The organism is Micromonospora sp. DT227 (assembly GCF_049841835.1).
In the GTDB taxonomy this organism is placed as follows: domain Bacteria; phylum Actinomycetota; class Actinomycetes; order Mycobacteriales; family Micromonosporaceae; genus Micromonospora.
Genome location: NZ_JBNCLA010000001.1, coordinates 1,521,271 through 1,544,177 on the forward strand (window position 1 = coordinate 1,521,271; position 22,907 = coordinate 1,544,177).

At 73.1% G+C, this 22,907-nt stretch carries 19 protein-coding genes; 12 read left to right on the plus strand and 7 right to left on the minus strand.

Annotated features, from left to right (window positions below):
* Positions 1 to 1,791, minus strand: coding sequence for an N-acetylglutaminylglutamine amidotransferase (locus ACLQ2W_RS07850; RefSeq protein WP_425785814.1), 1,791 nt, complete (start codon positions 1,789 to 1,791; stop codon positions 1 to 3).
* Positions 1,792 to 2,163: 372 nt separating this feature from the next.
* Here ACLQ2W_RS07850 and ACLQ2W_RS07855 point away from each other — a divergent pair, with 372 nt between their 5' ends.
* Positions 2,164 to 4,293 carry a HelD family protein gene (locus tag ACLQ2W_RS07855; RefSeq protein WP_425785815.1) on the plus strand — a complete coding sequence of 710 codons (2,130 nt, stop codon included), beginning with the start codon at positions 2,164 to 2,166 and terminating at the stop codon, positions 4,291 to 4,293.
* Between the two features lie 75 nt (positions 4,294 to 4,368).
* Here the strand turns inward: ACLQ2W_RS07855 and msrA are convergent, their stop codons facing one another.
* The 3 genes from msrA to ACLQ2W_RS07870 all read right to left on the minus strand — a co-directional run bounded on the left by msrA (position 4,369) and on the right by ACLQ2W_RS07870 (position 6,448).
* Entirely contained in the window at positions 4,369 to 5,031 is a 663-nt protein-coding gene (gene msrA, locus ACLQ2W_RS07860) for a peptide-methionine (S)-S-oxide reductase MsrA (protein ID WP_425785816.1), read from the minus strand.
* Positions 5,032 to 5,105: 74 nt separating this feature from the next.
* On the minus strand, positions 5,106 to 5,882 hold the full coding sequence (locus tag ACLQ2W_RS07865; protein ID WP_425785817.1) for a Fic family protein: 777 nt from the start codon (positions 5,880 to 5,882) through the stop codon (positions 5,106 to 5,108).
* Positions 5,883 to 6,031: 149 nt separating this feature from the next.
* Complete coding sequence (locus ACLQ2W_RS07870; protein ID WP_396777211.1) at positions 6,032 to 6,448, minus strand: HIT family protein; 417 nt, start codon at positions 6,446 to 6,448, stop codon at positions 6,032 to 6,034.
* Between the two features lie 169 nt (positions 6,449 to 6,617).
* Between ACLQ2W_RS07870 and ACLQ2W_RS07875 the strand changes: the two genes are divergently transcribed.
* The 4 genes from ACLQ2W_RS07875 to ilvA are packed head-to-tail and all read left to right on the plus strand — an operon-like array spanning position 6,618 to position 11,417.
* Positions 6,618 to 7,760, plus strand: coding sequence for a cystathionine gamma-synthase (locus tag ACLQ2W_RS07875; RefSeq protein WP_405092467.1), 1,143 nt, complete (start codon positions 6,618 to 6,620; stop codon positions 7,758 to 7,760).
* Positions 7,761 to 7,775: 15 nt separating this feature from the next.
* Positions 7,776 to 9,188: an amidase gene (locus ACLQ2W_RS07880; protein WP_425785818.1), complete on the plus strand. Its 1,413-nt coding sequence runs from the start codon at positions 7,776 to 7,778 to the stop codon at positions 9,186 to 9,188.
* 52 nt (positions 9,189 to 9,240) lie between these two features.
* Entirely contained in the window at positions 9,241 to 10,200 is a 960-nt protein-coding gene (locus ACLQ2W_RS07885; RefSeq protein ID WP_425785819.1) for a DUF4328 domain-containing protein, read from the plus strand.
* Positions 10,197 to 11,417 carry a threonine ammonia-lyase gene (gene ilvA / locus ACLQ2W_RS07890; RefSeq protein ID WP_405092470.1) on the plus strand — a complete coding sequence of 407 codons (1,221 nt, stop codon included), beginning with the start codon at positions 10,197 to 10,199 and terminating at the stop codon, positions 11,415 to 11,417. Before ACLQ2W_RS07885 ends, ilvA begins: the two co-directional genes overlap by 4 nt.
* A 125-nt stretch (positions 11,418 to 11,542) precedes the next feature.
* Here the strand turns inward: ilvA and greA are convergent, their stop codons facing one another.
* Entirely contained in the window at positions 11,543 to 12,043 is a 501-nt protein-coding gene (gene greA, locus ACLQ2W_RS07895) for a transcription elongation factor GreA (RefSeq protein ID WP_405092471.1), read from the minus strand.
* 148 nt (positions 12,044 to 12,191) lie between these two features.
* Entirely contained in the window at positions 12,192 to 12,623 is a 432-nt protein-coding gene (locus tag ACLQ2W_RS07900; RefSeq protein ID WP_405092472.1) for a DUF4307 domain-containing protein, read from the minus strand.
* A 244-nt stretch (positions 12,624 to 12,867) separates the two neighbouring features.
* Between ACLQ2W_RS07900 and mca the strand changes: the two genes are divergently transcribed.
* From mca to ACLQ2W_RS07915, 3 genes are all read left to right on the plus strand, one after another.
* Positions 12,868 to 13,749: a mycothiol conjugate amidase Mca gene (mca, locus tag ACLQ2W_RS07905; RefSeq protein WP_425785820.1), complete on the plus strand. Its 882-nt coding sequence runs from the start codon at positions 12,868 to 12,870 to the stop codon at positions 13,747 to 13,749.
* A 48-nt stretch (positions 13,750 to 13,797) separates the two neighbouring features.
* Positions 13,798 to 14,082 (plus strand): hypothetical protein, encoded by a 285-nt coding sequence (locus tag ACLQ2W_RS07910; RefSeq protein ID WP_405092474.1) that lies wholly within the window; start codon positions 13,798 to 13,800, stop codon positions 14,080 to 14,082.
* A 222-nt stretch (positions 14,083 to 14,304) separates the two neighbouring features.
* Entirely contained in the window at positions 14,305 to 16,794 is a 2,490-nt protein-coding gene (locus ACLQ2W_RS07915) for a putative bifunctional diguanylate cyclase/phosphodiesterase (RefSeq protein ID WP_425786032.1), read from the plus strand.
* A 107-nt stretch (positions 16,795 to 16,901) separates the two neighbouring features.
* Here ACLQ2W_RS07915 and ACLQ2W_RS07920 read toward each other — a convergent pair whose 3' ends face one another.
* Positions 16,902 to 17,936, minus strand: coding sequence for a phosphatidylinositol-specific phospholipase C domain-containing protein (locus ACLQ2W_RS07920; RefSeq protein ID WP_425785821.1), 1,035 nt, complete (start codon positions 17,934 to 17,936; stop codon positions 16,902 to 16,904).
* A gap of 217 nt (positions 17,937 to 18,153) precedes the next feature.
* Between ACLQ2W_RS07920 and ACLQ2W_RS07925 the strand changes: the two genes are divergently transcribed.
* The 4 genes from ACLQ2W_RS07925 to purE all read left to right on the plus strand — a co-directional run bounded on the left by ACLQ2W_RS07925 (position 18,154) and on the right by purE (position 22,903).
* The gene (locus tag ACLQ2W_RS07925) at positions 18,154 to 19,044 is read left to right on the plus strand and encodes a hypothetical protein (RefSeq protein WP_425785822.1); all 891 of its coding nucleotides are present in this window, start codon (positions 18,154 to 18,156) and stop codon (positions 19,042 to 19,044) included.
* A 100-nt stretch (positions 19,045 to 19,144) separates the two neighbouring features.
* Positions 19,145 to 21,181 carry a thioredoxin domain-containing protein gene (locus ACLQ2W_RS07930; protein WP_425785823.1) on the plus strand — a complete coding sequence of 679 codons (2,037 nt, stop codon included), beginning with the start codon at positions 19,145 to 19,147 and terminating at the stop codon, positions 21,179 to 21,181.
* A gap of 64 nt (positions 21,182 to 21,245) precedes the next feature.
* Entirely contained in the window at positions 21,246 to 22,415 is a 1,170-nt protein-coding gene (locus ACLQ2W_RS07935; RefSeq protein ID WP_425785824.1) for a 5-(carboxyamino)imidazole ribonucleotide synthase, read from the plus strand.
* Positions 22,412 to 22,903 carry a 5-(carboxyamino)imidazole ribonucleotide mutase gene (gene purE / locus ACLQ2W_RS07940; RefSeq protein WP_405092479.1) on the plus strand — a complete coding sequence of 164 codons (492 nt, stop codon included), beginning with the start codon at positions 22,412 to 22,414 and terminating at the stop codon, positions 22,901 to 22,903. The genes ACLQ2W_RS07935 and purE overlap by 4 nt, the downstream gene beginning before the upstream one ends.
* Positions 22,904 to 22,907: the final 4 nt, after the last annotated feature.

Consider the following 22,907-nt stretch of genomic DNA (forward strand, 5'->3'; position numbering starts at 1 on the left):
TCAGTCGATTCCGTGGCTCTGGAGCCACATTTCCAGGAGTCCCAGTTGCCACAGCTTGTTTCCGTTCAACGGGGTCAGTTCGGCATTCGGGTCGGCGAGCAGCGCGTCGACGTAGTCGGCGCGGAACAGGTCACGGCGGCGCGCCTCGGGGGCGCTGAGCGCGTCGCGTACCCGGTCGAGGAGCTTGCCCTCCAGGTGGGTGAGGCCCGGCACCGGGAAGTAGCCCTTCGGCCGGTCGATGACCTCGTGCGGCAGCACCCGGCGGCCGATCTCCTTGAGCACGCCCTTGCCGCCCTGGGCCAGCTTCAACTCCGGCGGGCAGCTCGCGGCCAGCTCGACGAACTCGTGGTCGAGGAACGGCACCCGGGCCTCCAGCCCGTGCGCCATGGTCATGTTGTCGACCCGCTTCACCGGGTCGTCGGTCAGCATGACCTGCGTGTCGATCCGCAGGCCGGCGTCGACCGCGGTCTGCGCGCCCGGCCGGCCCAGGTGCGCGGCGACGAACTCGCGCGCCGGGTCGCCGTCGGCCAGCCAGTCCGGGTTGAGCACCCGGGCCAGTCCGGCCGCGTCGCGGTCGAAGAACGCCTTCGCGTACGTGTCGAGCGCCGCCTCCCGGTCCACCCCGGCCAGCGGCGGGTACCAGTGGTAGCCGCCCAGGATCTCGTCCGCGCCCTGGCCCGACTGGACCACCTTGACGTGCCGCGCGACCTCCTGGCTGAGCAGCCAGAACGCCACGCAGTCGTGGCTGACCATGGGTTCGCTCATGGCCGCCACGGCGGCCTCCAGCGGCGGCAGCAGGTCGCCGGTGGGGACCCGGATCTGGTGGTGGTCGGTGCCGAACGTCTTCGCCACCAGATCGGAGTAGACGAACTCGTCGCCCTCCCGGCCGCCCACCGCGTCGAAGCCGATGGAGAACGTGGCCAGGCCGGAGCGGGCCTGCCCCTCGCCGGCCAGCAGCGCGACCACCAGGCTGGAGTCGAGGCCGCCGGAGAGCAGCACACCCACCGGCACGTCGGCCACCATCCGGCGGCGTACCGCGGTGGTGAGCGAGTCGAGCAGCGCGTCCTGCCAGTCCCGCTCGGACCAGCCGGCCCGCTCGGTGGCCCGGCCGAACGTCGGGTCCCAGTAGACCCGCTCGCGGGTGGTGCCGTCCGCCTCGTACACCTTGACGGTGGCCGGCGGCAGCTTGGTGACGCCGGCGAGGATGGTCCGCGGCGGCGGCACGATGCTGTGGAAGCTCAGGTAGTGGGCGAGCGCCACGCGGTCGATGGTGGTGTCGACGCCGCCCCCGGCCAGCAGCGCCGGCAGCGTGGAGGCGAAGCGCACCACGCCGGGGCTCTCGGCCAGGTACAACGGCTTGATGCCGAGGCGGTCCCGGGCCAGCACCAGGCGGCCGGTGTCCCGTTCGCTGATCGCCACCGCGAACATGCCGATCAGGTGGTCGACGAAGTCGAGCCCCCACTCGGCGTACGCCTTGACCACGACCTCGCTGTCCCCGGCGGAGAAGAAGCGGTGCCCCTTGGCCTGCAACTCGGCGCGCAGCTCGCGGTAGTTGTAGATGCAGCCGTTGAAGACCCCGGTGAGGCCCGCGGCGGCGTCCACGATGGGTTGGCCGCTGGCCGCGGACAAGTCGATGATCTTCAGGCGCCGGTGTCCCAGCGCGGTCGGGCCCTGCGACCAGATGCCGCTGTCGTCGGGCCCTCGGTCACTCATCGTGGCCGCCATCCGTTCCACGGCCGAGACATCGGCCCGTGAACCGTCACGACGGAACTCTCCCGCAAGTCCGCACATACGAGCCAATGCTGCCAGAGCTTGTTGCAGTTCGCCTGTTGAGACGATGACGAACGTGTGACAGCTTGCTACGATGCGCCGTCACCGACGGTGGTTGCCTGTCACGGTTTCGGTTCCCGCCCGCGCGGGACGGATGCCGGAAATGCGCCGGGCCCACGGTGTGACGAACACCGCAGACCCGGTTCGGGCCGCCGCCGCCGGCCGGTCGCCTGTCGGGAGGCCACAAACGGTCCCTGGACGGCAAGGCATTGAGACTCCTGTCTCCGCGGATTGGTTTCCTGGGCGATGCGGAGAATCCGCCCCTATGCTTGCCGCCGGAATGCGCCGCGGCTCATCGGGGCCGCCGGAAAGCCTCAATACGGGGATTCGCGAATGCGCCAGAATTCTTCTTCGCACAACAGCACCCCCGGTGCCGCCGACGGTGTCGCGCGTCGATCCGCGATCGCTGAGGAACAGGCGTTTCTCGACCTGGCCACGGCCCGGCGGGACACGCTCGCCGACCGTCTGCGGACCGAACTGTCGTCGGACCCCGCGGATGCGGTGGAACGGGCGCGGCAGCGCATGCTCCGCCAGCAGTACGAGGAGCTGGGGCGAGCACGGGAAGGGCTGGTCTTCGGCCGGCTCGACGGTCATGACGGCACCGTCAGACACGTCGGCCGCGTCGGCCTCCGTAACGACGGCGAGGACGGTGAGCCGCTGTTGCTGGATTGGCGGGCTCCCGCGGCTCGACCGTTCTACACCGCGACGGCCGTCGACCCGCAGGGTCAGGCACGGCGTCGGCACATCCGCACGACGGAATCGACAGTTGTCGGCGTGGACGACGAGCCGCTGGACGGGACCACAACGGCGGAACTCGTCGGTGAGGGCGCGTTGCTGGCCGCCCTGGACGAGCGACGTACGGGCCGCATGTCGACGGCGATCGCCACGCTGCAGCGCGAACAGGACGACATCATCCGGGCCGAGCCCACCGGCCCGCTGATCGTTCAGGGCGGTCCCGGCACCGGCAAGACCGTTGTCGCTCTGCACCGCGTCGCCTACCTGCTGTTCGCCCACCCGGCGATGGCCGACCAGGCGGTTCTGGTCCTCGGACCCTCGCCGCGGTTCCTCCGCTACATCGCCCAGGTGCTGCCCGCGCTCGGTGAGACCGCCGTCGTCTCGGCGACCTGCGACACGCTGCTGCCCGGGATCCGGGTGGGCCGCGACGAGAGCCGAACGCTCGCCGAGATCAAGGGGCGCGCCCTGTGGCAACCCGCGCTGGAGAACTACGTCACGTCGCTGCTTCCCCGGCCCCGTGAGCTGAAGCTGCGCTGGGAGGGCGAGTTCCACGTCATCCCCGCCGCGACCGTGGCACAGGCGCTCGCCTCGGCGGTGCCGGGCCGCCCGTACCACCGCGCCCGCGCGGCGTTCGCCGAGCAGCTGCACCACATCCTCGCCGACGCCGTCGTCGCGCAGCGCGAGGCGCTGATGGCCGAGATGGAGGAGGGCTTCGAGGACATCCTTGCCCGCGTCGACAGGAGCATGCGGCACGACGCCGTCGGCAGCAGAGCCACCGGCAGCGACGTGGACGGATTGTTCTCGACGGAAGAGGTGGAGAGTCTTCCCGGTCGGATCGCCGCCAACGCCGCCATCGCCCGGTTCGTCGAGGCGTGGTGGCCCGGCCTCGACGCCGAGACCCTCCTGCGTGATCTCCTGGCCGACCGCGCCCTGCTGGCCCGGTTCGCCCCCCAGCTCACCACGGACGAGATCATCGCCGTCTCGGCCGAGCCGGCGCCGTGGGCGTCGAGCGACATTCCCCTGCTCGACGCCCTCGCCGACCTGCTGGGCGAGGTCGAGACCCCGCAGCCCCAGGGCGAGTTTGTCGCCGACCACGCCCGCCGGCGACGCGACTGGGTGTACGGCCACGTCGTCGTCGACGAGGCGCAGGAGCTGTCCGAGATGCAGTGGCAGATGGTCCTTCGGCGCTGTCCCGGTCGCTCCGTCACCGCGGTCGGCGACATCGACCAGGCGGCGGCCGCGCACCGGCACACCAGCTGGGCCCAGGCGGTGCAGGCCGTCTTCCGGGACCGCTGGACCGCCGCGGAACTGACCATCTGCTACCGGACCCCACGTGAGGTCATGAGCCTCACCGCACCCGTGCTGCGAGAAGCCGGGAGCCACAACGCGCCGCCCCGGGCGGTGCGCTCCTCCGGCCGTACCCCCTGGGTGCGCACGGCCACGCCCGCCGAGCTGGCCGGCGTCGCCGTCGAAGCGGTACGAGAGCTGCGGCAACGGTGGCAAGGCGGGACGGTCGGCGTCATCGCTCCCGCCGGCCGCATCGCCGAACTCCTGGCCGTGCTGACTGATGTGCCGGTGCTCACCGCGACCCAGTCGAAGGGACTGGAATGGGACGCGACGCTTCTCGTCGACCCCGAGGGCATCGCCGCCGAGCCGCGCGGCTGGAACGGCCTCTACGTCGCGCTCACCCGGTGCACCCAGGAACTCGGTCAGGTGGCGCTCACGTAGCGGTCGCCTGTCGGGCACGACGACCGGTGTGGCGTACCCGCCGCGCCGCTCATCGTGCCCGCCGCGCCGCCGGCCTCAGCTCCCGGTGCGGGCCACGCCGACCGGGCAGCTCAGCCCGTTGGGCCCGTGGTTGCAGTAGCCGTTCGGGTTCTTCGTCGGCGCCAAATACTGCTGGTGGTAGTCCTCGGCGAAGAAGTAGTCGCCCAGCGGCGTGATCTCCGTGGTGATCTCACCCTTGCCGGCGCGCGCCACGATCGGCGCGAACGCGTCCCGCGACGCCTTGGCGGCGGCGAGCTGCTCGTCGGTGGTGGTGTAGATCGCGGAGCGGTACTGGGTGCCCACGTCGTTGCCCTGGCGCATGCCCTGGGTCGGGTCGTGGTTCTCCCAGAAGACCTTGAGCAGGTCCTCGTAGCTGATCGTCGACGGGTCGTAGACCACCTGGACCACCTCGGCGTGCCCGGTCATGCCCGAGCAGACCTCCTCGTACGTCGGGTTGGTGGTGTACCCGCCCGCGTAGCCGGCCGACGTGGTGAGCACGCCGGGCAGCGTCCAGAACAGGCGCTCGGCGCCCCAGAAGCAGCCCATGCCGAAGACGGCGACCTGCGCGCCCTCCGGGAACGGGCCCTTCAGCGAGGACGGCAGCACCTCGTGCCGGTCGGCGATCGGCATGGCGATCGGGCGGCCCGGCAGGGCCTGGTCGGGAGTGATCATCTCGGCCTTCATGCGGCGGAGGAACACGGTGGGACTCCTCTCGTGGCTTTCCCAGCGTGTAACAGCGCCGGTCCCCGGTTCCTTACCCGTTCGGGCGACCGTCAGGCGGGACGGCCGCGCCGGTAACGGCTCTTCGTGTAGTCGTTCACCCACTTCTGGCTGCTTCGCCACGTGCCGTCGTCCGCCTTGACGGCTCTCAGTCGACCTCTCATGGCGGCAACGCGAAGGGCGTTCTCGGTCAGGTCGGCCGTGGCCAACGCGGGAAGCGGCAGCAACTTCACCGGACCGGCCACCGCGGGCATGACGAAGCGGTAGAGGTTCGCGGTGACGCTGCGGGCGATCAGCTCTCCCAACAGCCCGGGGTCGCCGACGTCGGCCCGGCGCATGGCGCGTAGATAGGCATCCCGGTCCCGCTTGTAGATGATGGCGGGCGGATAACCCAGCCTGCCGAGAAGGAGGCTCAGCACCAGGCGGCCTGTTCGGCCGTTTCCGTCGAGGAACGGATGAATGGCTTCAAAGTCGTTGTGAAGCACCGCCAGCCGTTCGGCAAGGGGCGTATCCGTCTTCGCTTGCAGTTCCGCGACACGGTCGAGCCAACTCCGGATCCGCGCATCGACCTCCGGCCAGGACGGCGGCTTCATCCCGCCGGGGAAGCGTGCGATCTCGTGCCGTCGGAAGTTGCCGGGCCCTTCGAGGTCGGTGGCGTGCGGGTGCGGGTCCACCGTCTTCTCGACTTCCTGAAGAACGAGGGTGTTCCCCTCGATGGCGGTGCTGTTGTGCGCCTCTTGGTGCCAGATCTCGGCCCAGATGTCCTCTGCCTCGGCGGGTGTCGGTAGCCCGCCCAGCCGGTCTCGCAGTTCGCGGACTGCCTCCTCCATGCGCTGGTACACGGCGGCGCGGGAAGGGCGCCCAGGGCCGGACATGACCTGCTCCAATTTTGTTCGTTTCAGGGAATCAAAACGTACCGAACAAATTTGTCGACTCCGGGGAGACGCGCCGAGCGCCTGCTCCCCGGGCTGGCAGCCTCTCAGCCGCCCAGCGCGGCCGAGATCCGCCCGGCGAAGCCGGTCGCCTCGGCGTCGTCGGCGTAGCGGGTCCGGGGCCAGAAGAAGCCACGCAGCCCGTCGCCCTTGGTCCGGGGCACCACGTGGGTGTGCAGGTGCGGGACGGACTGGGACACCTTGTTGTTCATCGCCACGAACGTCCCACCGGAGCCCAGACCGGTCTCCACCGCCGCCGCGATCCGCTGCACCAGCCGGAAGTAGCCGGGCAGCGCGTCGCCCGGCAGGTCGGTCAGCGCCACCAGGTGGGTTCGCGGCACCACCAGCACGTGGCCCTTGAACACCGGCCGGGTGTCGAGGAACGCCACCCCGTCCGGCTCGTCCGTCACCACGAAGCCCGGCACCTCACCGGCCACGATCCCGCAGAACACGCACCCAGCCATCCGCCCAGGCTAGGCCCACCCCACCGGTCCCGCCGGGCGCGCCCCACCCCCGACCGGCGGTGTCGATCATGAAGTTGGCGGCGACATTTCGGACCGTGGGCACCGTCAACTTCATGATCGACGCGGGTTCCCGGAACCGGGGTGAACCGGCGGGACTAACGTCTCGGGCATGAGTCACGGCTTCGAGACGCTCGCCATCCACGCGGGCCAGGACCCGGAGGCCCGCACCGGCGCGGTGATCCCTCCGATCTACCAGACCAGCACGTACGCCCAGGACGCGGTCGGCGCGCCCCGCGAGGGCTACGAGTACAGCCGCTCCGGCAACCCCACCCGGGACGCGTTGCAGGAGTGCCTGGCCGCGCTGGAGGGCGGCCCGGTGGGGCTCGCCTTCGCCAGCGGCCTGGCCGCCGAGGACACGCTGCTGCGGACCGTCTGCAAGCCGGGCGACCACGTGGTGATCCCGGACGACGCGTACGGCGGCACCTACCGGCTGTTCGCGAAGGTGGCCGAGCGCTGGGGCCTGGACTACACCCCGGCGAAGGTCTCCGACCCGGCCGCGGTCCGGGCCGCGATCCGGCCCGGCGCGACCCGGATCGTCTGGGTGGAGACGCCGACGAACCCGCTGCTCGGCATCGCCGACATCGCCGCCCTGGCCGCCGTGGCGCACGACGCCGACGCGCTGCTGGTGGTCGACAACACGTTCGCCTCGCCGTACCTGCAACAGCCGATCGCGTTCGGCGCGGACGTGGTGGTGCACTCCACCACGAAGTACGTCGGCGGGCACTCCGACGTGGTCGGCGGCGCGCTGGTCGCGGCGGACCGCGGGCTCGGCGAGGAGCTGCGCTACCACCAGAACGCGATGGGCGCGGTCAACGGCCCGTTCGACGCCTGGCTCACGCTGCGCGGCATCAAGACCCTCGGGGTACGGATGGACCGGCACTGCGACAACGCCGAGCGGATCGCCGCCTTCCTGGACGGCAACGCGAAGGTCGCCCAGGTGCTCTACCCGGGCCTGCCGTCGCACCCGGGTCACGAGGTGGCCGCCAAGCAGATGCGCCGGTTCGGTGGCATGATCTCGTTCCGCGCGGCGGGCGGTGAGGAGCACGCCGTGGAGATCTGCAACCGGGCCCGGCTGTTCGTGCTCGCCGAGTCGCTCGGCGGGGTGGAGTCCCTGATCGAGCACCCCGGCCGGATGACACACGCCAGCGCTGCCGGCTCGCCGCTTGAAGTTCCCGGCGATCTCGTGCGACTGTCTGTCGGCATCGAGACGGTCGACGACCTGCTCGCCGATCTGGAGCAGGCACTGGGCTGACCGCTGGACGGGAGGGTGGCAGTGCCGGACATCTTGCCGACGACCTGGGTCGGGGCGACCGCGAAGCAGATCGCCCGCGCGGTACGCCGCGGCGACGTCTCCGCCACCCAGGTGGTGGCCGACCACCTCGACCACGTGTCACGGGTCGACGCCGAACTGGCCGCGTTCCGCACGGTCCGTGGCGGCGAGGCGATCACCGAGGCGGAGAAGGTCGACGAGCAGGAGGAACTGGCCGACCTGCCGCTGGCCGGGGTGCCGGTGGCGGTCAAGGAGAACACGCCGGTGGCCGGCCTGCCCACCTGGAACGGGTCGGCCGCGATGCGTACCCCGGTGGCGGAGGCCGACCACGAGGTGGTCCGGCGGCTGCGCGGCGCGGGCGCGGTGATCCTCGGGGTGACCCGGATGCCGGAACTCGGCCTCTGGGCCCTCACCGACGACGACACCGGCGTGACCCGCAACCCCTGGGACCGGACGCGTACCCCCGGCGGCTCCTCCGGCGGTGCCGCCGCCGCGGTGGCCGCCGGGTTGGTGCCGATGGCCCACGGCAACGACGGCCTCGGCTCGATCCGCATCCCGGCGGCCTGCTGCGGTCTGGTCGGGCTCAAGCCCGGCCGGGGCGTGGTGCCCTGCCAGCTCGGCGCGGACGACTGGTTCGGTCTCACCGAACACGGCATGCTGACCGGGACGGTGGCGGACGCGGTGGTCGGCTTCTCGGTGCTGGCCGGCCGCCGGCCGGACAAGCTGGTCCCGCCGCCGCGGCTGCGGGTGGGCGTCTCGCTGCGCTCCCCGGTCCGGGGCGTCTCGCCGGACGCGCCGAACCGGGACGCGGTGGCCGCCGCCGGCCGGCTGCTGGCCGCCGCCGGGCACGACACCGTCCCGGCCGACCCGGTCTACCCGACCCGGCTGGGCCTCCAGGGCATCGCCACCTGGTTCGCGGCCGCCGCCGCCGACGTGCGGGCCGCCGGGGTGGCGCCGCGCCAGCTCCAGCGGCGCAGCCGCCGGCACGTCGCGCTCGGCGAGTGGGCGCAGCGCCGGGGGTACGTCAAGGAGGCCGACCGGACCGCCTGGCGCGAACGGTCGGTGCACTTCTTCGACGACCAGTCGGTCGACCTGCTGCTCACCCCGGCGCTGGCCGGGCCGCCGCCGGAGGCCGCCGGCTGGTCCGGCCGCTCCTGGCTGGCGAACATGTCGACGAACATCCGGTACGCCCCGTACGCCGCGCCGTGGAACATCGCCGGCCTGCCGTCGATCGTGGTGCCGGTCGGGCGTCGCCCGGACGGGCTGCCGGTCGGGGTGCAGTTCGTCGGCCCGCCCGGCTCCGAGCTGCTGCTGCTCGGGGTGGCCGGCCAGTTCGAGATGCAGGCGCCGTGGCAGCGGCACGCCCCCGGCTATCCCCGCGTCGGAACGGGGTCACCGGCCGTCGCATGATCGTCTAACGTGTGCGCGTCCCTGTCGCGCGCACACCTCCGGACGGTCCCCGATGCACTGCCAGACCTGCGGGGACGCCACCTCGCCCGCCTTCGACGAGTGCCAGCGTTGCGGCACCCGCCACGGCCAGCCCCCGGTGCTCCCCGGCGTGTCCACGTACCCGGTCCGGGGCCTGGGGACGGCCGTCTGCGTCGCGGTCGGCGCGACCGCCGCGCTGTTCACGCTCTCCGCACTCTTCCCGCTGCTCGGCGTCCGCCTGGCCCGCTCGGCCGCCGAGCAGCTCGACCGGGACGTGCTGCTCGGCGCGGTGCTCGCCGAGGTCCTGCTCACCCTGCCGTTCATCCTGGCCGTGCTGGCGGCCGCCACGCTGGTGGTGATCTGGACCTGGCGGGTGCGCAAGAACCTGGACGCGTTCTCCGGCGCCGCGCCGACGCAGAGCCCCGCCTGGGCGATCGCCGGCTGGCTGGTGCCGTTCGCCAACTTCGTCGTGCCGGCCCGGGTGGTGGCCGAGGTGGCGCGGTTCAGCCTGTGGCGCCGCCGCACGCCCGGGCTGGTGCCGCTCTGGTGGGCGGCCTGGCTGGTCTTCTCCATCGGGGAGCGGGTGGTGGCGCAGCTGGAGGAGCAGCGGTACGAGCGGCTGACCGAGTGGCCGCGCAGCGAGGCCGAGTTCGCCACGTACGTCACGTTCTACCGGGAGGCGCTCGCGCCCCGCCTGGTGCCGGTGCTCGCCTGCCTGGTCGCCGCGATCTCTTTCGTCGTGCTGGTTCGCCGGATCTCCGTCGCCCAGCAGGACCGGATCGCGCGGGCCCGACCCGCGTTCCCGGGCTGGCCCGGTCACCCCGGCTGGCCGGGACATTCCGGCTGGTCAGGCCAGCCCGGTCAGGGCGGCGGGCCCGGTTGGCAGGCGGCCGGCGCGGCCCGCCCCGCGCCTGTCGTGGGGCCCCCGCCCGCCGGACCCGTGGCGACGTCGCCGCAGCTTCCGCCCGGTGCGGGTGGCACGATCGGGGCATGACGGAACTGGTCGGTCTCGCCGACGTACAGGCCGCGCGGGAGCTGCTCGCCGGCGTCACCCGGACCACCCCGCTGGAGCCGTTCCGGCCGCTCAGCGCCGCGTTTGGTGGGCCGGTCATGCTCAAGTGCGAGAACATGCAGCGCGCCGGGTCGTACAAGGTGCGCGGCGCGTACGTGCGGATCTCCCGGCTCTCGGCGCAGGACCGGGCCCGGGGCGTGGTGGCGGCCAGCGCCGGCAACCACGCCCAGGGCGTGGCGCTCGCCGCCGGCCTGCTCGGCGCGGAGGCCACCGTCTTCATGCCGGTGAACGCGCCGCTGCCGAAGGTCTCCGCGACCAAGGGGTACGGCGCCCGCATCGAACTGGTCGGCACCACGGTCGACGAGGCGCTGGTCGCGGCGCAGACGTTCGCGGAGCAGACCGGCGCGGTGTTCATCCACCCGTTCGACCATCCGGACGTCATCGCCGGTCAGGGCACGGTGGCGTTGGAGATCCTCGAACAGTGTCCGGACGTGCGCACCATCGTGACCGGGGTGGGTGGCGGCGGCCTCGTCTCCGGGATCGCGGTGGTGGCCAAGGCGCTGCGCCCGGACATCCGGGTGATCGGGGTGCAGGCGGCGAGCGCCGCCGCCTTCCCGCCCTCGCTGCGGGCCGGCGAGCCGGTGCGGCTGCCCGCCTTCTCGACGATCGCCGACGGCATCGCCGTGGGGCGTCCCGGCGAACTGACGTTCACCCACGTCCAGCGGCTGGTCGACGACGTGGTCACGGTCTCCGAGGAGGACATCTCGCGGGCGTTGCTGACGCTGATGGAGCGCGGCAAGCAGGTGGTGGAGCCGGCCGGCGCGGTCGGCGTGGCGGCGCTGCTGGCGGCCGTCGTGGAGGTGGAGTCGCCGGTGGTGGCGGTGCTCTCCGGCGGCAACATCGACCCGTTGCTGATGCTCCGGATGATCGAACACGGGCTGGCGGCGACCGGGCGTTTCCTGCGCATCACGGTGCGCTGCACAGACCGGCCCGGGCAGCTCGCCTCGCTGCTCGGCGAGATCGCCGGGCACCGGGCCAACGTGGTGGACGTGGTGCACCAGCGGGCGAACCCGCACCTGCGGCTCGGCGAGGTGGAGGTGGCGCTCTCGGTGGAGACCCGCGGGGTGACGCACTCGGACAAGCTGATCAGCGCGTTGCGGGCCAGCGGCTACCAGGTGGATCTGGTCGGCGCCGTGTGAGATCGCGAACGCCCCGGCCGGATGATCCGGTCGGGGCGTTCGAGTGGTGTGGCTCGGGTCCGAGGAAGCCTGTCAGCCTCGGTCGGGTCGGACCCGAGCCGGCCGGCGCGGGTCCGCCAGCGGGATCAGCCGGTGTACGGCTCGAAGGACACCACGGTCACCTTGATGTCGGCGCCGCTCGGCGCCGTGTAGGTGCAGGTCTGGCCGGCCTTGCCACCGAGGATCGCCTTGCCGAGCGCGGACTCGGGGCTGTAGACGGTCAGCTCGGTGGTGGAGGCGATCTCGCGGGAGCCGAGCAGGAAGGTCTCGGTGTCGTCGGCGTCGTCGTCGAAGTAGATCGTCACGACCATGCCGGGCGACACCGCGTCGGCATCCGGCGCCCCACCGACCTTGGCGGTGCGGAGCAGCTCCTTGAGGTAGAGGATGCGTCCCTCGGCCTTGCCCTGCTCCTCGCGGGCGGCGTGGTAGCCACCGTTCTCCCGCAGGTCGCCCTCCTCGCGCCGGGCGTTGATCTCGGCGGCGATGACCGGCCGGTTGGCGATCAGCTCGTCGAGCTCGCCCTGCAGGCGGTCGTACGCGTCCTGGGACAGCCAGGTGGCGGGCGCCTCGTTTCCGTTGGTGGACACAGGCGATCTCCTCGGTTGGTGCGGACTGGCTGACAGGTGAACTACCAAGCTACCAGTGCCGTGCCCGTCCGGGTGCGCTCGATCACCCGGGGTGCCGGCGGCGGGACCCACCCGGGTGCGAGGTCCGGCGGCTCGCCGGCGCTCCGGCTCAGGCCGGTCGGCAGCGCAACACCTCACCGATGAACGGCCGGGCGCTGGTCGGCACCTCCTGGCTGGCCCGGACGTGCCGCTGGCCGGGCCCGGCGGTCACCGTGGCCTCGACGTGGCCCACCTCGGCGCCGTCGTGCGAGCGGGCCCGCAGCAGGCAGGTGGCCGAGCCGCCCGGCGGCACGGTGACCCGGAAGTCGACCACCACCCGGGAGTCGGTGATCCCGGTGTAACTGATCATCTCGCCCCGGTACTCCGGGTCGCCGTACTGGGTGTAGAGCTTCGCGGCACCCAGCCCGAGCACGGCCAGCACGACCGCCACGGTCAGCGCGAGCAGAAGCGGCCGGCGGCGACCCGGCTCCCGGCGGCGGCCGTAGCGGCCGGGCGGGAAGACCGGCGTACCCGGTACGACTGTGGCGTGCGTCTCGCTCACCGGCGGGTATCTCCTGGCGTTGTTGTCGGCGGCATCGGCAAGAATGGCAGGGTCCATCTTCCCAGCCCGGCGCTGAGCCAAGGATGGCAGGTCGGCCCCGACCGGCCCGAGTGGTCCCGGCCACTCCGACGGGGTGCCGGCCGGCCAGCACGGGGGCTTTCGCGGGCGCGGGGGGAGATTCCGGCAGGTCAGCCGGTCGGCCCGGGTGGGGTCGGCCGGTGGGCACAGACGAGGAGCGCCCACGGTGGCAGAGCAGCTGCGTCTCATGGCGGTGCACGCCCATCCCGACGACGAGTCGAGCAAGGGTGCCGCCACCATGGCGAAATACGTCGCCGAGGGGGTGGAGGTGCTGGTCGTCACGTGCACCGGCGGCGAGCGGGGCAGCGTGCTGAACCCCAAGATGGACCGGCCGGACGTGTGGGCCAACATCGGCGACATCCGCCGGGCCGAGATGGACGCCGCCCGCGCGGTCCTCGGCGTCGAGCAGGCGTGGCTCGGCTTCGTCGACTCCGGGCTGCCCGAGGGCGACCCGTTGCCGCCGTTGCCGGAGGGCTGCTTCGCCCTCCAGGAGGTGGAGGTCGCCGCCGCGCCACTGGTGCGGCTGATGCGGCAGTTCCGCCCGCACGTGGTCACCACGTACGACGAGGAGGGCGGCTACCCGCACCCGGACCACATCATGACCCACAAGGTCACCGTGGCCGCGTTCGAGGCGGCCGGTGACCCGGAGCGCCACCCGGAGCTGGGCGAGCCGTGGCAGCCGCTCAAGCTCTACTACGACGTGGGCTTCTCCCGGGCCAAGATCATGAGCCTGCACGAGGCGATGCTCGCCGCCGGCCGCGAGTCGCCGTACGGGGAGTGGATGAAGCGCTGGGAGGACCGCCCCGACAAGGGCGACCGGATCACCACCCGGGTCGACTGCGCCGCCTACTTCCCGGTCCGCGACGACGCGCTGCGCGCCCACGCCACCCAGATCGACCCGGACGGGTTCTGGTTCCAGGTGCCGATGGACCTCCAACAGCGCGCCTGGCCCACGGAGGACTTCCAACTCGCCCGTTCACTGGTGGACAGCCCGCTCCCCGAGTCCGACCTCTTCGCCGGCGTGCGCGAGACGTGCCGTGCCCACTGACATCGGCGCGGGCTACCCTGGTCGTCAGCCGCACATCGGAGGAACACCATGCTGACCACCGCCCAGGTGCTCGCGGAGAACAACTTCGGTGACACCCGCACGGGTGGTCTGGCCGGTCCGATGGGCCTCTTCCTCATCGTCGCGCTGGGCACCGTCACCGTCCTGCTGATCCGCAACATGAACGCCCGGCTGCGCCGGCTGCCGGACCGGTTCCCGCACCAGGGCGAGCCGGGGCGGGTCGACGCGGCGGTCGTCGATCCGACAGAGGGGACTGTCGAGCAGGATTCACCGACGAATACTCCCAACGGCTCCCAGCAGCGCCGCAACAGCTGAACACCACGTGAATCACGCCCAAGTCGGTCGTCGACCCCTGTTGCGACCACCGGCTTTGGCTTAGCCTTCCGCCGGGGGGACCGTCAGGCCCCGGACCCTGCGCGGAAGGGGGGCGTCGATGTCGAGGACAGCCACGGGCCCCCACCGTGCCCCGATCCCGGGCCCTCCCGAGGCGGGGCCGTGACCTCCGAACCGGCCGACCGTCCCCCCGACCGGCTCGGCCTGCGCGGCACCCCGTTGAGCGTCGTGCTGCTGACCGTCGCGGTCGCGGTCACCGCGCTGCTGGCCGCGGTGCTCGGTCTCGCCGTACCGGCGCACCTGCCGGTCGACGACTCGCTGCCCGGGCCGGCGCGGTTCGGCCTCGCCGCGGTCACGTTCGCCGTCGCCCAGCTCGCCCGCCTGCGCTTCCGCACCGCGGCCGGCATGGTCAGCATCACCTGGGGCGAGGCCGCGCTCGTGGTCTGCCTCTGGCTGGTGCCCGCCGGCTGGCTCCCGGGCGCGGCGCTGCTCGGCGCCGGCGCCGCCTGGACCACCATGTCGCTGGTCGCCGACCGCCGTCCGGTGCTGGAACTGGTCCGCATCGCCGGCTCGCTCACCGCCGCCACGGCGTTGGCCGGGGCCGTCGCGAGCGCACTCGGCCGGCCGCTGCTCGCCGCGCCGACCCCCGAGCTGGCCCTGGCGCTGGGCGCCGGCGCGGTCACCTACCTGCTCACCACCGCCTGGCTGGGCGCCGCCACGATCGCCCTGCGGCACGGCATCCCGATCGGGCCGCCGCTGCTGGCCGCGCTCCGCGGCAAGCTGCCCATGTTCGTCGGCAACGTCGCGGTCGGCCTGGTGGTGGTCGCGCTGCTCGAACTCGACGCACGCTGGCTGCTGCTCCTGCCGCCCCCGCTGTGGCTGCTGCAACAGACCTATCGGCACCGGCTCCGGGCCGACCAGGAACGGCGGACCTGGCGGGCGTTCGCCGAGGCCACCGCCGCGCTCAACCAGCTCGACGAACGCGGCGTCGCGAGCGCCGCGGTGACCGGTGCGCTCACCCTGTTCGGGGCCGAGCTGGTCGAGGTGGACGTGGCGCGCGGGGAGGGGCACTGGCGCCGCTACCGGGCCGACCTCGGCGGTCAGGTGCGGGACGTCGAGGTGGACCCGACCGCGGAAGCCGGCACCGGCGAGCACGAGCTGGTCCGGCGGCTCGCCGTCGGCACCGTCGAGGTGGGCCGGCTGCGGGTGCGCTTCGCCCGGTCCGCCCCGCCCAGCCCCGCCGAACGTGACGGGGTGGCCGCGTTCTCCGACGCCCTGGCCGCCGCGCTGCACGACGCCGCGACCCATCGCGAGCTGCGGCTGGTCACCGCCCGGTCGTCGTACGAGGCGGTGCACGACCAGCTCACCGGGCTGCTCAACCGGGCGGCCCTGCTGGCCCGGGGCGACCAGGCGCTGCGGCAGCGTCCACACGACCACCCGGTGGCCCTGCTCCTGCTGGACGTGAACCAGTTCAAGGAGGTCAACGACACGCTGGGGCACGCCGCCGGCGACGAGCTGCTGCGGCTGACCGCCAACCGGCTGGCCGCGCTGACCCGGCCCGGCGACCTGCTCGGGCGGCTCGGCGGCGACGAGTTCGCGCTGCTGCTGACCTCGGTCCCGGTGATCGACGACCGGACCGCCCCGCTGACGTACGCGCTGCGTCAGGCCCGGGAGGTGGCCGAGCGGCTCGCCGCCCCGACCGAGGTGGCCGGCGTGCGGATGTCGGTCGAGGTGGCGGTCGGCGTGGTGGCGGCCGACGCGGGCGCCGCCGACCTGACCGAGCTGCTGCGGCGTGCCGACATCGCGATGTACCAGGCCAAGGAGGGCGGCGGCAGCGTCGCCGCGTACGACAGCTCGCGGGACGCGGCGAGCACCGACCACCTGGCGTTGCTCGCGGAGCTGCGCGAGGCGCTGGCCGCCGACGACCAGTTGGTGCTCGCGTTGCAACCGGCGGTCGACCTGGCCACCGGCGCGCCGACCGGGGTGGAGGCGTTGATCCGGTGGCGGCATCCGCGCCGGGGCTGGCTGGGACCGTCCGACTTCATCCGGCCGGTGGAGAACAGCGAGCAACTCGGCAGCTTCACCCGCTACGTGCTGGACAAGGCGCTGGCGGTGGCCGCCGGGTGGGCGCGGGAGGGACTGGACGTCCCGATCTCGGTGAACCTGTCGGCGCGCAGCCTGCTCGACCCGCGGTTGCCCGCCGAGATCGAGGAGGCGCTGCGCCGGCACCAGGTTCCACCGCGCCGGCTGGTCCTGGAGATCACCGAGACGGTGGTGATGAGCGAGCTGGAGGTCATCGACGAGGTGCTGGCCACGCTGCGGGCGATGGGCGTGCAGCTCGCGGTGGACGACTTCGGCACCGGCTTCTCGTCGTTGACGTTCCTGACCCGGATCGCGGTCGACGAGTTGAAGGTGGACCGCTCCTTCGTGATCCGGATGGCGGACTCGCCGGAGGCGGCGGCGATCGTGCGTACCACCGTCGGGCTCGCCCACGAGCTGGGCCTGCGGGTGGTGGCCGAGGGCGTGGAGACCGCCGAGCAGCGCACCGCGCTGGCGGAGCTGGGCTGCACCGCCGCCCAGGGCTACCACTTCTTCAAGCCGATGCCGGCGGACAAGATCGGCGCGGTGCTCGGCTCGCTGCGCGACACGGCCCGCGGCAACGTCTTCCCCCTACGCGCCGACGGCGCCTCCTAACCCCCACCCCCCACCCCTCTCTGCCGCAGATTCACGGAAAGCGTGGCCATCCGAGCCCGAACAGCCACGCTTTCCGTGAAACAGGGGCGTCACTCAGGGGTGGGTGGTCAGCCTCGGGGGAGGACGTCGTCGAGGACGGTGGGGAGGCTGGACCAGTCGGCGGAGGCGATGGTGGCGTGCGCGCGGGCGAGCTGGGCTACCCGGGCCGCCGCCGCGTCGGCGTCACCGGCGCCGACGGCCGGCGGGACGTTCTGCGCGTCGGTCATCACCAGCAGGTAGTGGTTCGTGTCGTACCAGGCGGTGTCGATGCCGCCGGTGACGTACGCCGAGGCGTCGCCGTCGAAGACGACGAACCACTGGCGCAGGGCCGGGTCCGCGTACCGGGCGCGGGGGTCGCCGGCCTGGGCGCGGTGCACGGCCGGGAACGCGCGGGCGGTGTCCAGTGTGCCGGCCGCCGCCAGGCCGGCCAGGTGGCGCGCGTACTCCACGTCGGTCCAGAGGGTGTCGGTCGGGTTGCCCTCCTCGACGGTGCCGGGGATCAGTTCCACGATCACCTTGCCGGCGAGCTGCCCCCGGGTGGGCCAGGCGTCGGCGCGGGCGGCGGCGTCCAGTCCGGGGTGGCCGCCGAGCAGGTCGGCGGGGCGGAACACCCGGTCGCCGAGGCGGGCGGCGAGCACCGCGTCGAGCTGGGCCGGCCCCTGCCCGGTACGGCTGCTGAAGCCGGTCTTGAGTTCCAGCTTGAGGATCACCGGGCCGGCGTCGGGGTGGGCGCCCAGCCAGAGCCGGATGTCGTCCAGGCAGTGTTCCAGGTTCTTGTTCCGGGTGCCGGTGTAGAGCTGGGCCGCGCTGGTGGCGGCCACGCAGTTGTTGTCGTTGCCGAGCGGGTTGCTGTGGCTGACCCGCCACTGCCGGGTGAGCACGTCCGGCCAGACGTCCAGTTCGATCAGCCCGGGTCGGGCGTCGAGCGCCTGGGCCAGGTAGGTGTAGGTGCCGCGCTCGTACGTGTTGTGGATCCCGACGGCGGTGGTGGCGGACCACCGGGTCTCCGGTGGCACCGCGGCGGACGCGGCGGCGGGGGTCAGCGCGGCGCCGGCGAGGGCGGCGAGGGCGAGCGGGGCGAGCAGGACGGGGGGTCTGCGCATGGACCGTCTCCTTCGGACGTGCCGGCGGTGGGCGACGCCGGCCATGCGCCGATTCAAATAGACCAGGATGAATAACGGAAGGACGTTCCGTGGCGGGCCGTCGGGCTGCCGACATCCCGCCGGTGCGGGGCAGCGCGGACCCGCTGGTCGGCCCTAGTCTGCTGGCACGGTGGACGCGACCGGCGTCCCCGTCGACGTCCACACGGGGGAGACGATGATGAGACGTTCCTGGCGACCGGTTCTGCTCGCCGCGACCATGGCGCTGACCGCCGGCGCCGCCGGCCTGGTCGGCGCCGCGCCGGCGCAGGCCCGGCCGGTGCAGTCCTGGTCGTTCAGCGTCACCGGCGAGCCCGGTGACCCGATCACCGCCGGCAACTCCTACTCCTACAGCTCCGCCTCGACGACCCCGGGCGACGAGATGAGCGCGTCCGGCTGGAACGCGCAGCAGTTCCACATGATTTCCTCGAACTACCCCGACGGCATCTGGGATCTCGCTCTGACGGCCCCGGTCGCGTTGAAGGCCGGCGACACCTACCAGAACGTCGGGCAGCCGGACAACGAGAACCACCAGGCGGGCATCCGGCTCTCCAACGACGGCTGGGGCCGCTCCTGCGCGCAGAGCACCGGTTCGTTCACCGTCCTCGACGCCGCCTGGGGCCCGTTCGACTACGTCGAGCGCTTCGACGCCACCTTCGAGATCCGCTGCGAGGGGGCGACCGGCGGTCTGCGCGGGGAGATCCACATCTCGAACCCGCCGCCGCTGCCGGCGCTCGACGTCACGCTGACCGTCAACCCGGTGGCCGCCGTGGACAGCAAGGGCATCGCCACCGTCCGTGGCACGATCACCTGCACCCGGGCGGATGCCTTCGACATCGCCGGCGAGCTGGTCCAGCAGCAGAAGAAGGCGGGCACCGTGCGGGCCTATTTCTCGCCGCACATCCCGTGCGTCCCGGGCCAGGAGGTGCCCTGGTCGGCGACCACCTACCCGACCGACGTCACGTTCCAGCGCGGCACCGCGCAGGCGGTCAGCGAGATCACGGTCCGCGACTTCGAATACTGGAACGAGTTCACCGTGACGGACACCTCGACGCTCACGCTGACCCGCTGACCCGCTGACCCGCTGACCCGGCGGCCGGGTCGGGGCCGTGGTCCCGACCCGGCCGGCCACTCGCGGCGCGCGGGCACCGCGCGCTCGCTATGGTCGGATGGTGAATCGACTCGCCGAGGCCACCTCGCCCTATCTGCTCCAGCACGCCGACAACCCGGTCGACTGGTGGCCCTGGTGTGACGAGGCGTTCGCCGAGGCGAAGCGGCGTGACGTGCCGGTGCTCATCTCGGTCGGCTACGCCGCCTGCCACTGGTGCCACGTGATGGCCCACGAGTCGTTCGAGAACGAGGCCGTGGCCCGGCTCATGAACGACGACTTCGTCTGCGTCAAGGTCGACCGCGAGGAACGCCCCGACGTCGACGCCGTCTACATGACCGCCACCCAGGCGATGACCGGCCAGGGCGGCTGGCCGATGACGGTCTTTGCCACCCCGGACGGCACCCCGTTCTTCTGCGGCACCTACTTCCCCCGGGCCAACTTCGTCCGGCTGCTCGGCTCGGTCGCCGCCGCCTGGCGGGACCAGCGCGAGGAGGTGCTGCGGCAGGGGGCCGCCGTGGTCGAGGCGATCGGCGGCGCCCAGGCCGTCGGCGGCGTGACCGCCCCGCTCACCGCCGAGCTGCTCGACGGCGCCGCCGCCCAGCTCGCGAAGGAGTACGACGAGACGAACGGCGGCTTCGGCGGCGCCCCGAAGTTCCCGCCGCACATGAACCTGCTCTTCCTGCTCCGGCACCACCGGCGGACCGGGTCGGCGCGCAGCCTGGAGATCGTCCGGCACACCGCCGAGGCGATGGCCCGCGGTGGCCTGAACGACCAGCTCGCCGGCGGCTTCGCCCGCTACTCGGTGGACGGCCACTGGACCGTGCCGCACTTCGAGAAGATGCTCTACGACAACGCGTTGCTGCTGCGCGTCTACACCCAGCTCTGGCGGGCCACCGGCGACAGGCTGGCCCGCCGGGTGGCCCGCGACACCGCCCGGTTCCTCGCCGACGAGCTGCACCGGGCCGGCGAGGGCTTCGCCTCGGCGCTGGACGCGGACACCGAGGGCGTCGAGGGGCTCACCTACGTCTGGACGCCGGACCAGCTCGTCGAGGTGCTGGGCGAGGAGGACGGCCGGTTCGCCGCCGACCTGTTCACCGTCACCGCCGACGGCACCTTCGAGGAGGGCGCCAGCGTGCTGCGGCTGGCCCGGGACGTGGACGACGCCGATCCGGCGGTCCGGGCCCGCTGGCGGGACGTGGCGGCCCGGCTGCTGCACGCCCGCGACACCCGCCCCCAACCGGCCCGCGACGACAAGGTGGTGGCTGCCTGGAACGGCTTGGCGATCACCGCCATCGCGGAGTTCCAGCAGGTCGCCGCGCTCTACGCGGCACCGGAGGACGAGGACGCGAACCTGATGGAGGGCGTGGTCATCGTCGCCGACGGGGCGATGCGCGACGCCGCCGAGCACCTGGCCGCCGTGCACCTGGTCGACGGCCGGCTGCGCCGGGTGTCCCGGGACGGGGTGGTGGGCGCGCCGGCCGGGGTGCTGGAGGACTACGGCTGCGTCGCGGAGGCGTTCTGCGCGCTGCACCAGCTCACCGGCGAGGGGCGGTGGCTGGCGCTGGCCGGTGAGCTGCTCGACGTGGCGTTGGCCCGGTTCGCGGCGCCGGACGGCGGCTTCTACGACACCGCCGACGACGCCGAACGCCTGGTCACCCGGCCGGCCGACCCGACCGACAACGCGACCCCGTCGGGCCGGTCGGCGATCGTCGCGGCGCTGGTGGCGTACGCGGCGTTGACCGGTGAGACCCGCTACCGGGAGGCCGCCGAGGCGACCCTGTCGACCGTCGCGCCGATCGTGGACCGGCACGCCCGGTTCACCGGCTACGCCGCCACGGTGGGCGAGGCGCTGCTCTCCGGGCCGTACGAGATCGCGGTGGCGACCGACGACCCGACGGGTGACCCGCTGGTGGCCGCCGCGCACCGGCACGCCCCGCCCGGCGCGGTGGTGGTCGCGGGCGCCCCGGATCAGCCGGGCGTGCCGCTGCTGGCCGGCCGGCCCCTGGTCGACGGGCGGCCGACCGCGTACGTCTGCCGGGGGTTCGTCTGCCAGCGGCCGGTGACCTCGGTCGAGGAGCTGGTCGCCCAGCTCGGCTGAGTCCCCGACGGCGGGCCGCCCTCACGGTCGGGCCCGCCGCCGGCCCGGTTAGGCTGGCGGCGCTATGGACTCCCGGACCGGACTCCCCGTCGTGGGCATGGTGGGTGGCGGCCAACTGGCCCGGATGACCCACCAGGCCGCCATCGCCCTCGGCCAGTCGCTGCGCGTGCTGGCACTCGCCCCGGACGACGGCGCGGCGCTTGTGGCCGCCGACGTCCAGTACGGCGACCACACCGACCTGACCGCGCTACGCACGTTCGCGAAGGGCTGCGACGTGGTCACGTTCGACCACGAGCACGTGCCGAACGATCACATCCGTGCGCTGGCCGCGGAGGGCGTCAAGCTGTTCCCGCCGGCCGAGGCGCTGGTGCACGCGCAGGACAAGCGGGTGATGCGGGAGCGGCTCGCCGGGCTGGGCGCGCCGAACCCGGCCTGGCGTCCGGTGGAGTCGCCGGCCGACCTGGTCGGGTTCGGCGAGGAGACCGGCTGGCCGGTGGTGCTCAAGGCCGCCCGGGGCGGCTACGACGGCCGGGGCGTCTGGCTGGTGGACGACGCCGACCAGGCCGCCGAGCTGGCCGCCACGCTGCTCGACGGCGGCACGCCGCTGCTGGTCGAGGAGCGGGTGGCGCTGCGTCGGGAGCTGGCCGTGCAGGTCGCCCGGTCGCCGTTCGGGCAGGTGGCCGCGTACCCGGTGGTGGAGACCGTGCAGCGCGACGGCATCTGCGTCGAGGTGCTGGCGCCCGCGCCCGACCTGCCCGAGGAGCGGGCGGTGGCCGCGCAGCAGCTCGCCATCGACCTGGCCACCGCGCTCGGCGTGGTCGGGTTGCTCGCGGTGGAGCTGTTCGACACGCCCTCCGGGCTGGTGGTCAACGAGCTGGCCATGCGTCCGCACAACTCCGGCCACTGGACGATCGAGGGCGCGCGCACCTCCCAGTTCGAGCAGCACCTGCGCGCGGTGCTCGACTACCCGATGGGGGACACGTCGCTCGCCGCGCCGGTGGTGGTGATGGCGAACGTGCTGGGCGGGGAGCCGGGCGGCATCTCGATCGACGAGCGCCTGCACCACCTGTTCGCGGCCGAGCCGGGCGCCAAGGTCCACCTCTACGGCAAGCAGGTCCGACCGGGCCGCAAGATCGGGCACGTCACGGTGCTCGGCACGGACCTGGCCGACGTGCGGGCCCGGGCCGCCCGCGCGGCGCGGTGGCTCCAGGAGGGACAGGGGGGAACAGCATGAGTACGGTCGGGCTGATCATGGGCAGCGACTCGGACTGGCCGACCATGCGGGCCGCCGCCGAGGTGCTGGACGAGTTCGGCGTGCCGCACGAGGTCGGTGTGGTCTCCGCGCACCGCACCCCGCTCAAGATGATCGAGTACGGTCGGTCCGCCGCCGGCCGGGGCATCCGGGTGATCATCGCGGGCGCGGGTGGGGCCGCCCACCTGCCCGGCATGGTCGCCTCGGTCACCCCGCTGCCGGTGATCGGCGTGCCGGTGCCGTTGAAGTACCTGGACGGGATGGACTCGCTGCTGTCCATCGTGCAGATGCCGGCCGGCGTGCCGGTCGCCACGGTGTCGATCGGCAACGCCCGCAACGCAGGGCTGCTCGCGGTCCGCATCCTGGGCGCCGCCGACCCGGCGTTGCGCGACCGGATGGCCGCCTACCAGGCGAGCCTGGAGGACCTGGTCGCCGAGAAGGAGGCGGCGCTCCGCGCCTCGCTGGCCTGACCAC

Coding starts and splice junctions, on each gene's coding strand:
- ACLQ2W_RS07850 (WP_425785814.1), bottom strand. CDS start 1,791: ATGTGCGGACTTGCGGGAGAGTTCCGTCGTGACGGTTCACGGGCCGAT.
- ACLQ2W_RS07855 (WP_425785815.1), top strand. CDS start 2,164: ATGCGCCAGAATTCTTCTTCGCACAACAGCACCCCCGGTGCCGCCGAC.
- ACLQ2W_RS07865 (WP_425785817.1), bottom strand. CDS start 5,882: ATGGAGGAGGCAGTCCGCGAACTGCGAGACCGGCTGGGCGGGCTACCG.
- ACLQ2W_RS07870 (WP_396777211.1), bottom strand. CDS start 6,448: ATGGCTGGGTGCGTGTTCTGCGGGATCGTGGCCGGTGAGGTGCCGGGC.
- ACLQ2W_RS07875 (WP_405092467.1), top strand. CDS start 6,618: ATGAGTCACGGCTTCGAGACGCTCGCCATCCACGCGGGCCAGGACCCG.
- ACLQ2W_RS07885 (WP_425785819.1), top strand. CDS start 9,241: ATGCACTGCCAGACCTGCGGGGACGCCACCTCGCCCGCCTTCGACGAG.
- ilvA (WP_405092470.1), top strand. CDS start 10,197: ATGACGGAACTGGTCGGTCTCGCCGACGTACAGGCCGCGCGGGAGCTG.
- ACLQ2W_RS07910 (WP_405092474.1), top strand. CDS start 13,798: ATGCTGACCACCGCCCAGGTGCTCGCGGAGAACAACTTCGGTGACACC.
- ACLQ2W_RS07920 (WP_425785821.1), bottom strand. CDS start 17,936: ATGCGCAGACCCCCCGTCCTGCTCGCCCCGCTCGCCCTCGCCGCCCTC.
- ACLQ2W_RS07925 (WP_425785822.1), top strand. CDS start 18,154: ATGAGACGTTCCTGGCGACCGGTTCTGCTCGCCGCGACCATGGCGCTG.
- ACLQ2W_RS07935 (WP_425785824.1), top strand. CDS start 21,246: ATGGACTCCCGGACCGGACTCCCCGTCGTGGGCATGGTGGGTGGCGGC.
- purE (WP_405092479.1), top strand. CDS start 22,412: ATGAGTACGGTCGGGCTGATCATGGGCAGCGACTCGGACTGGCCGACC.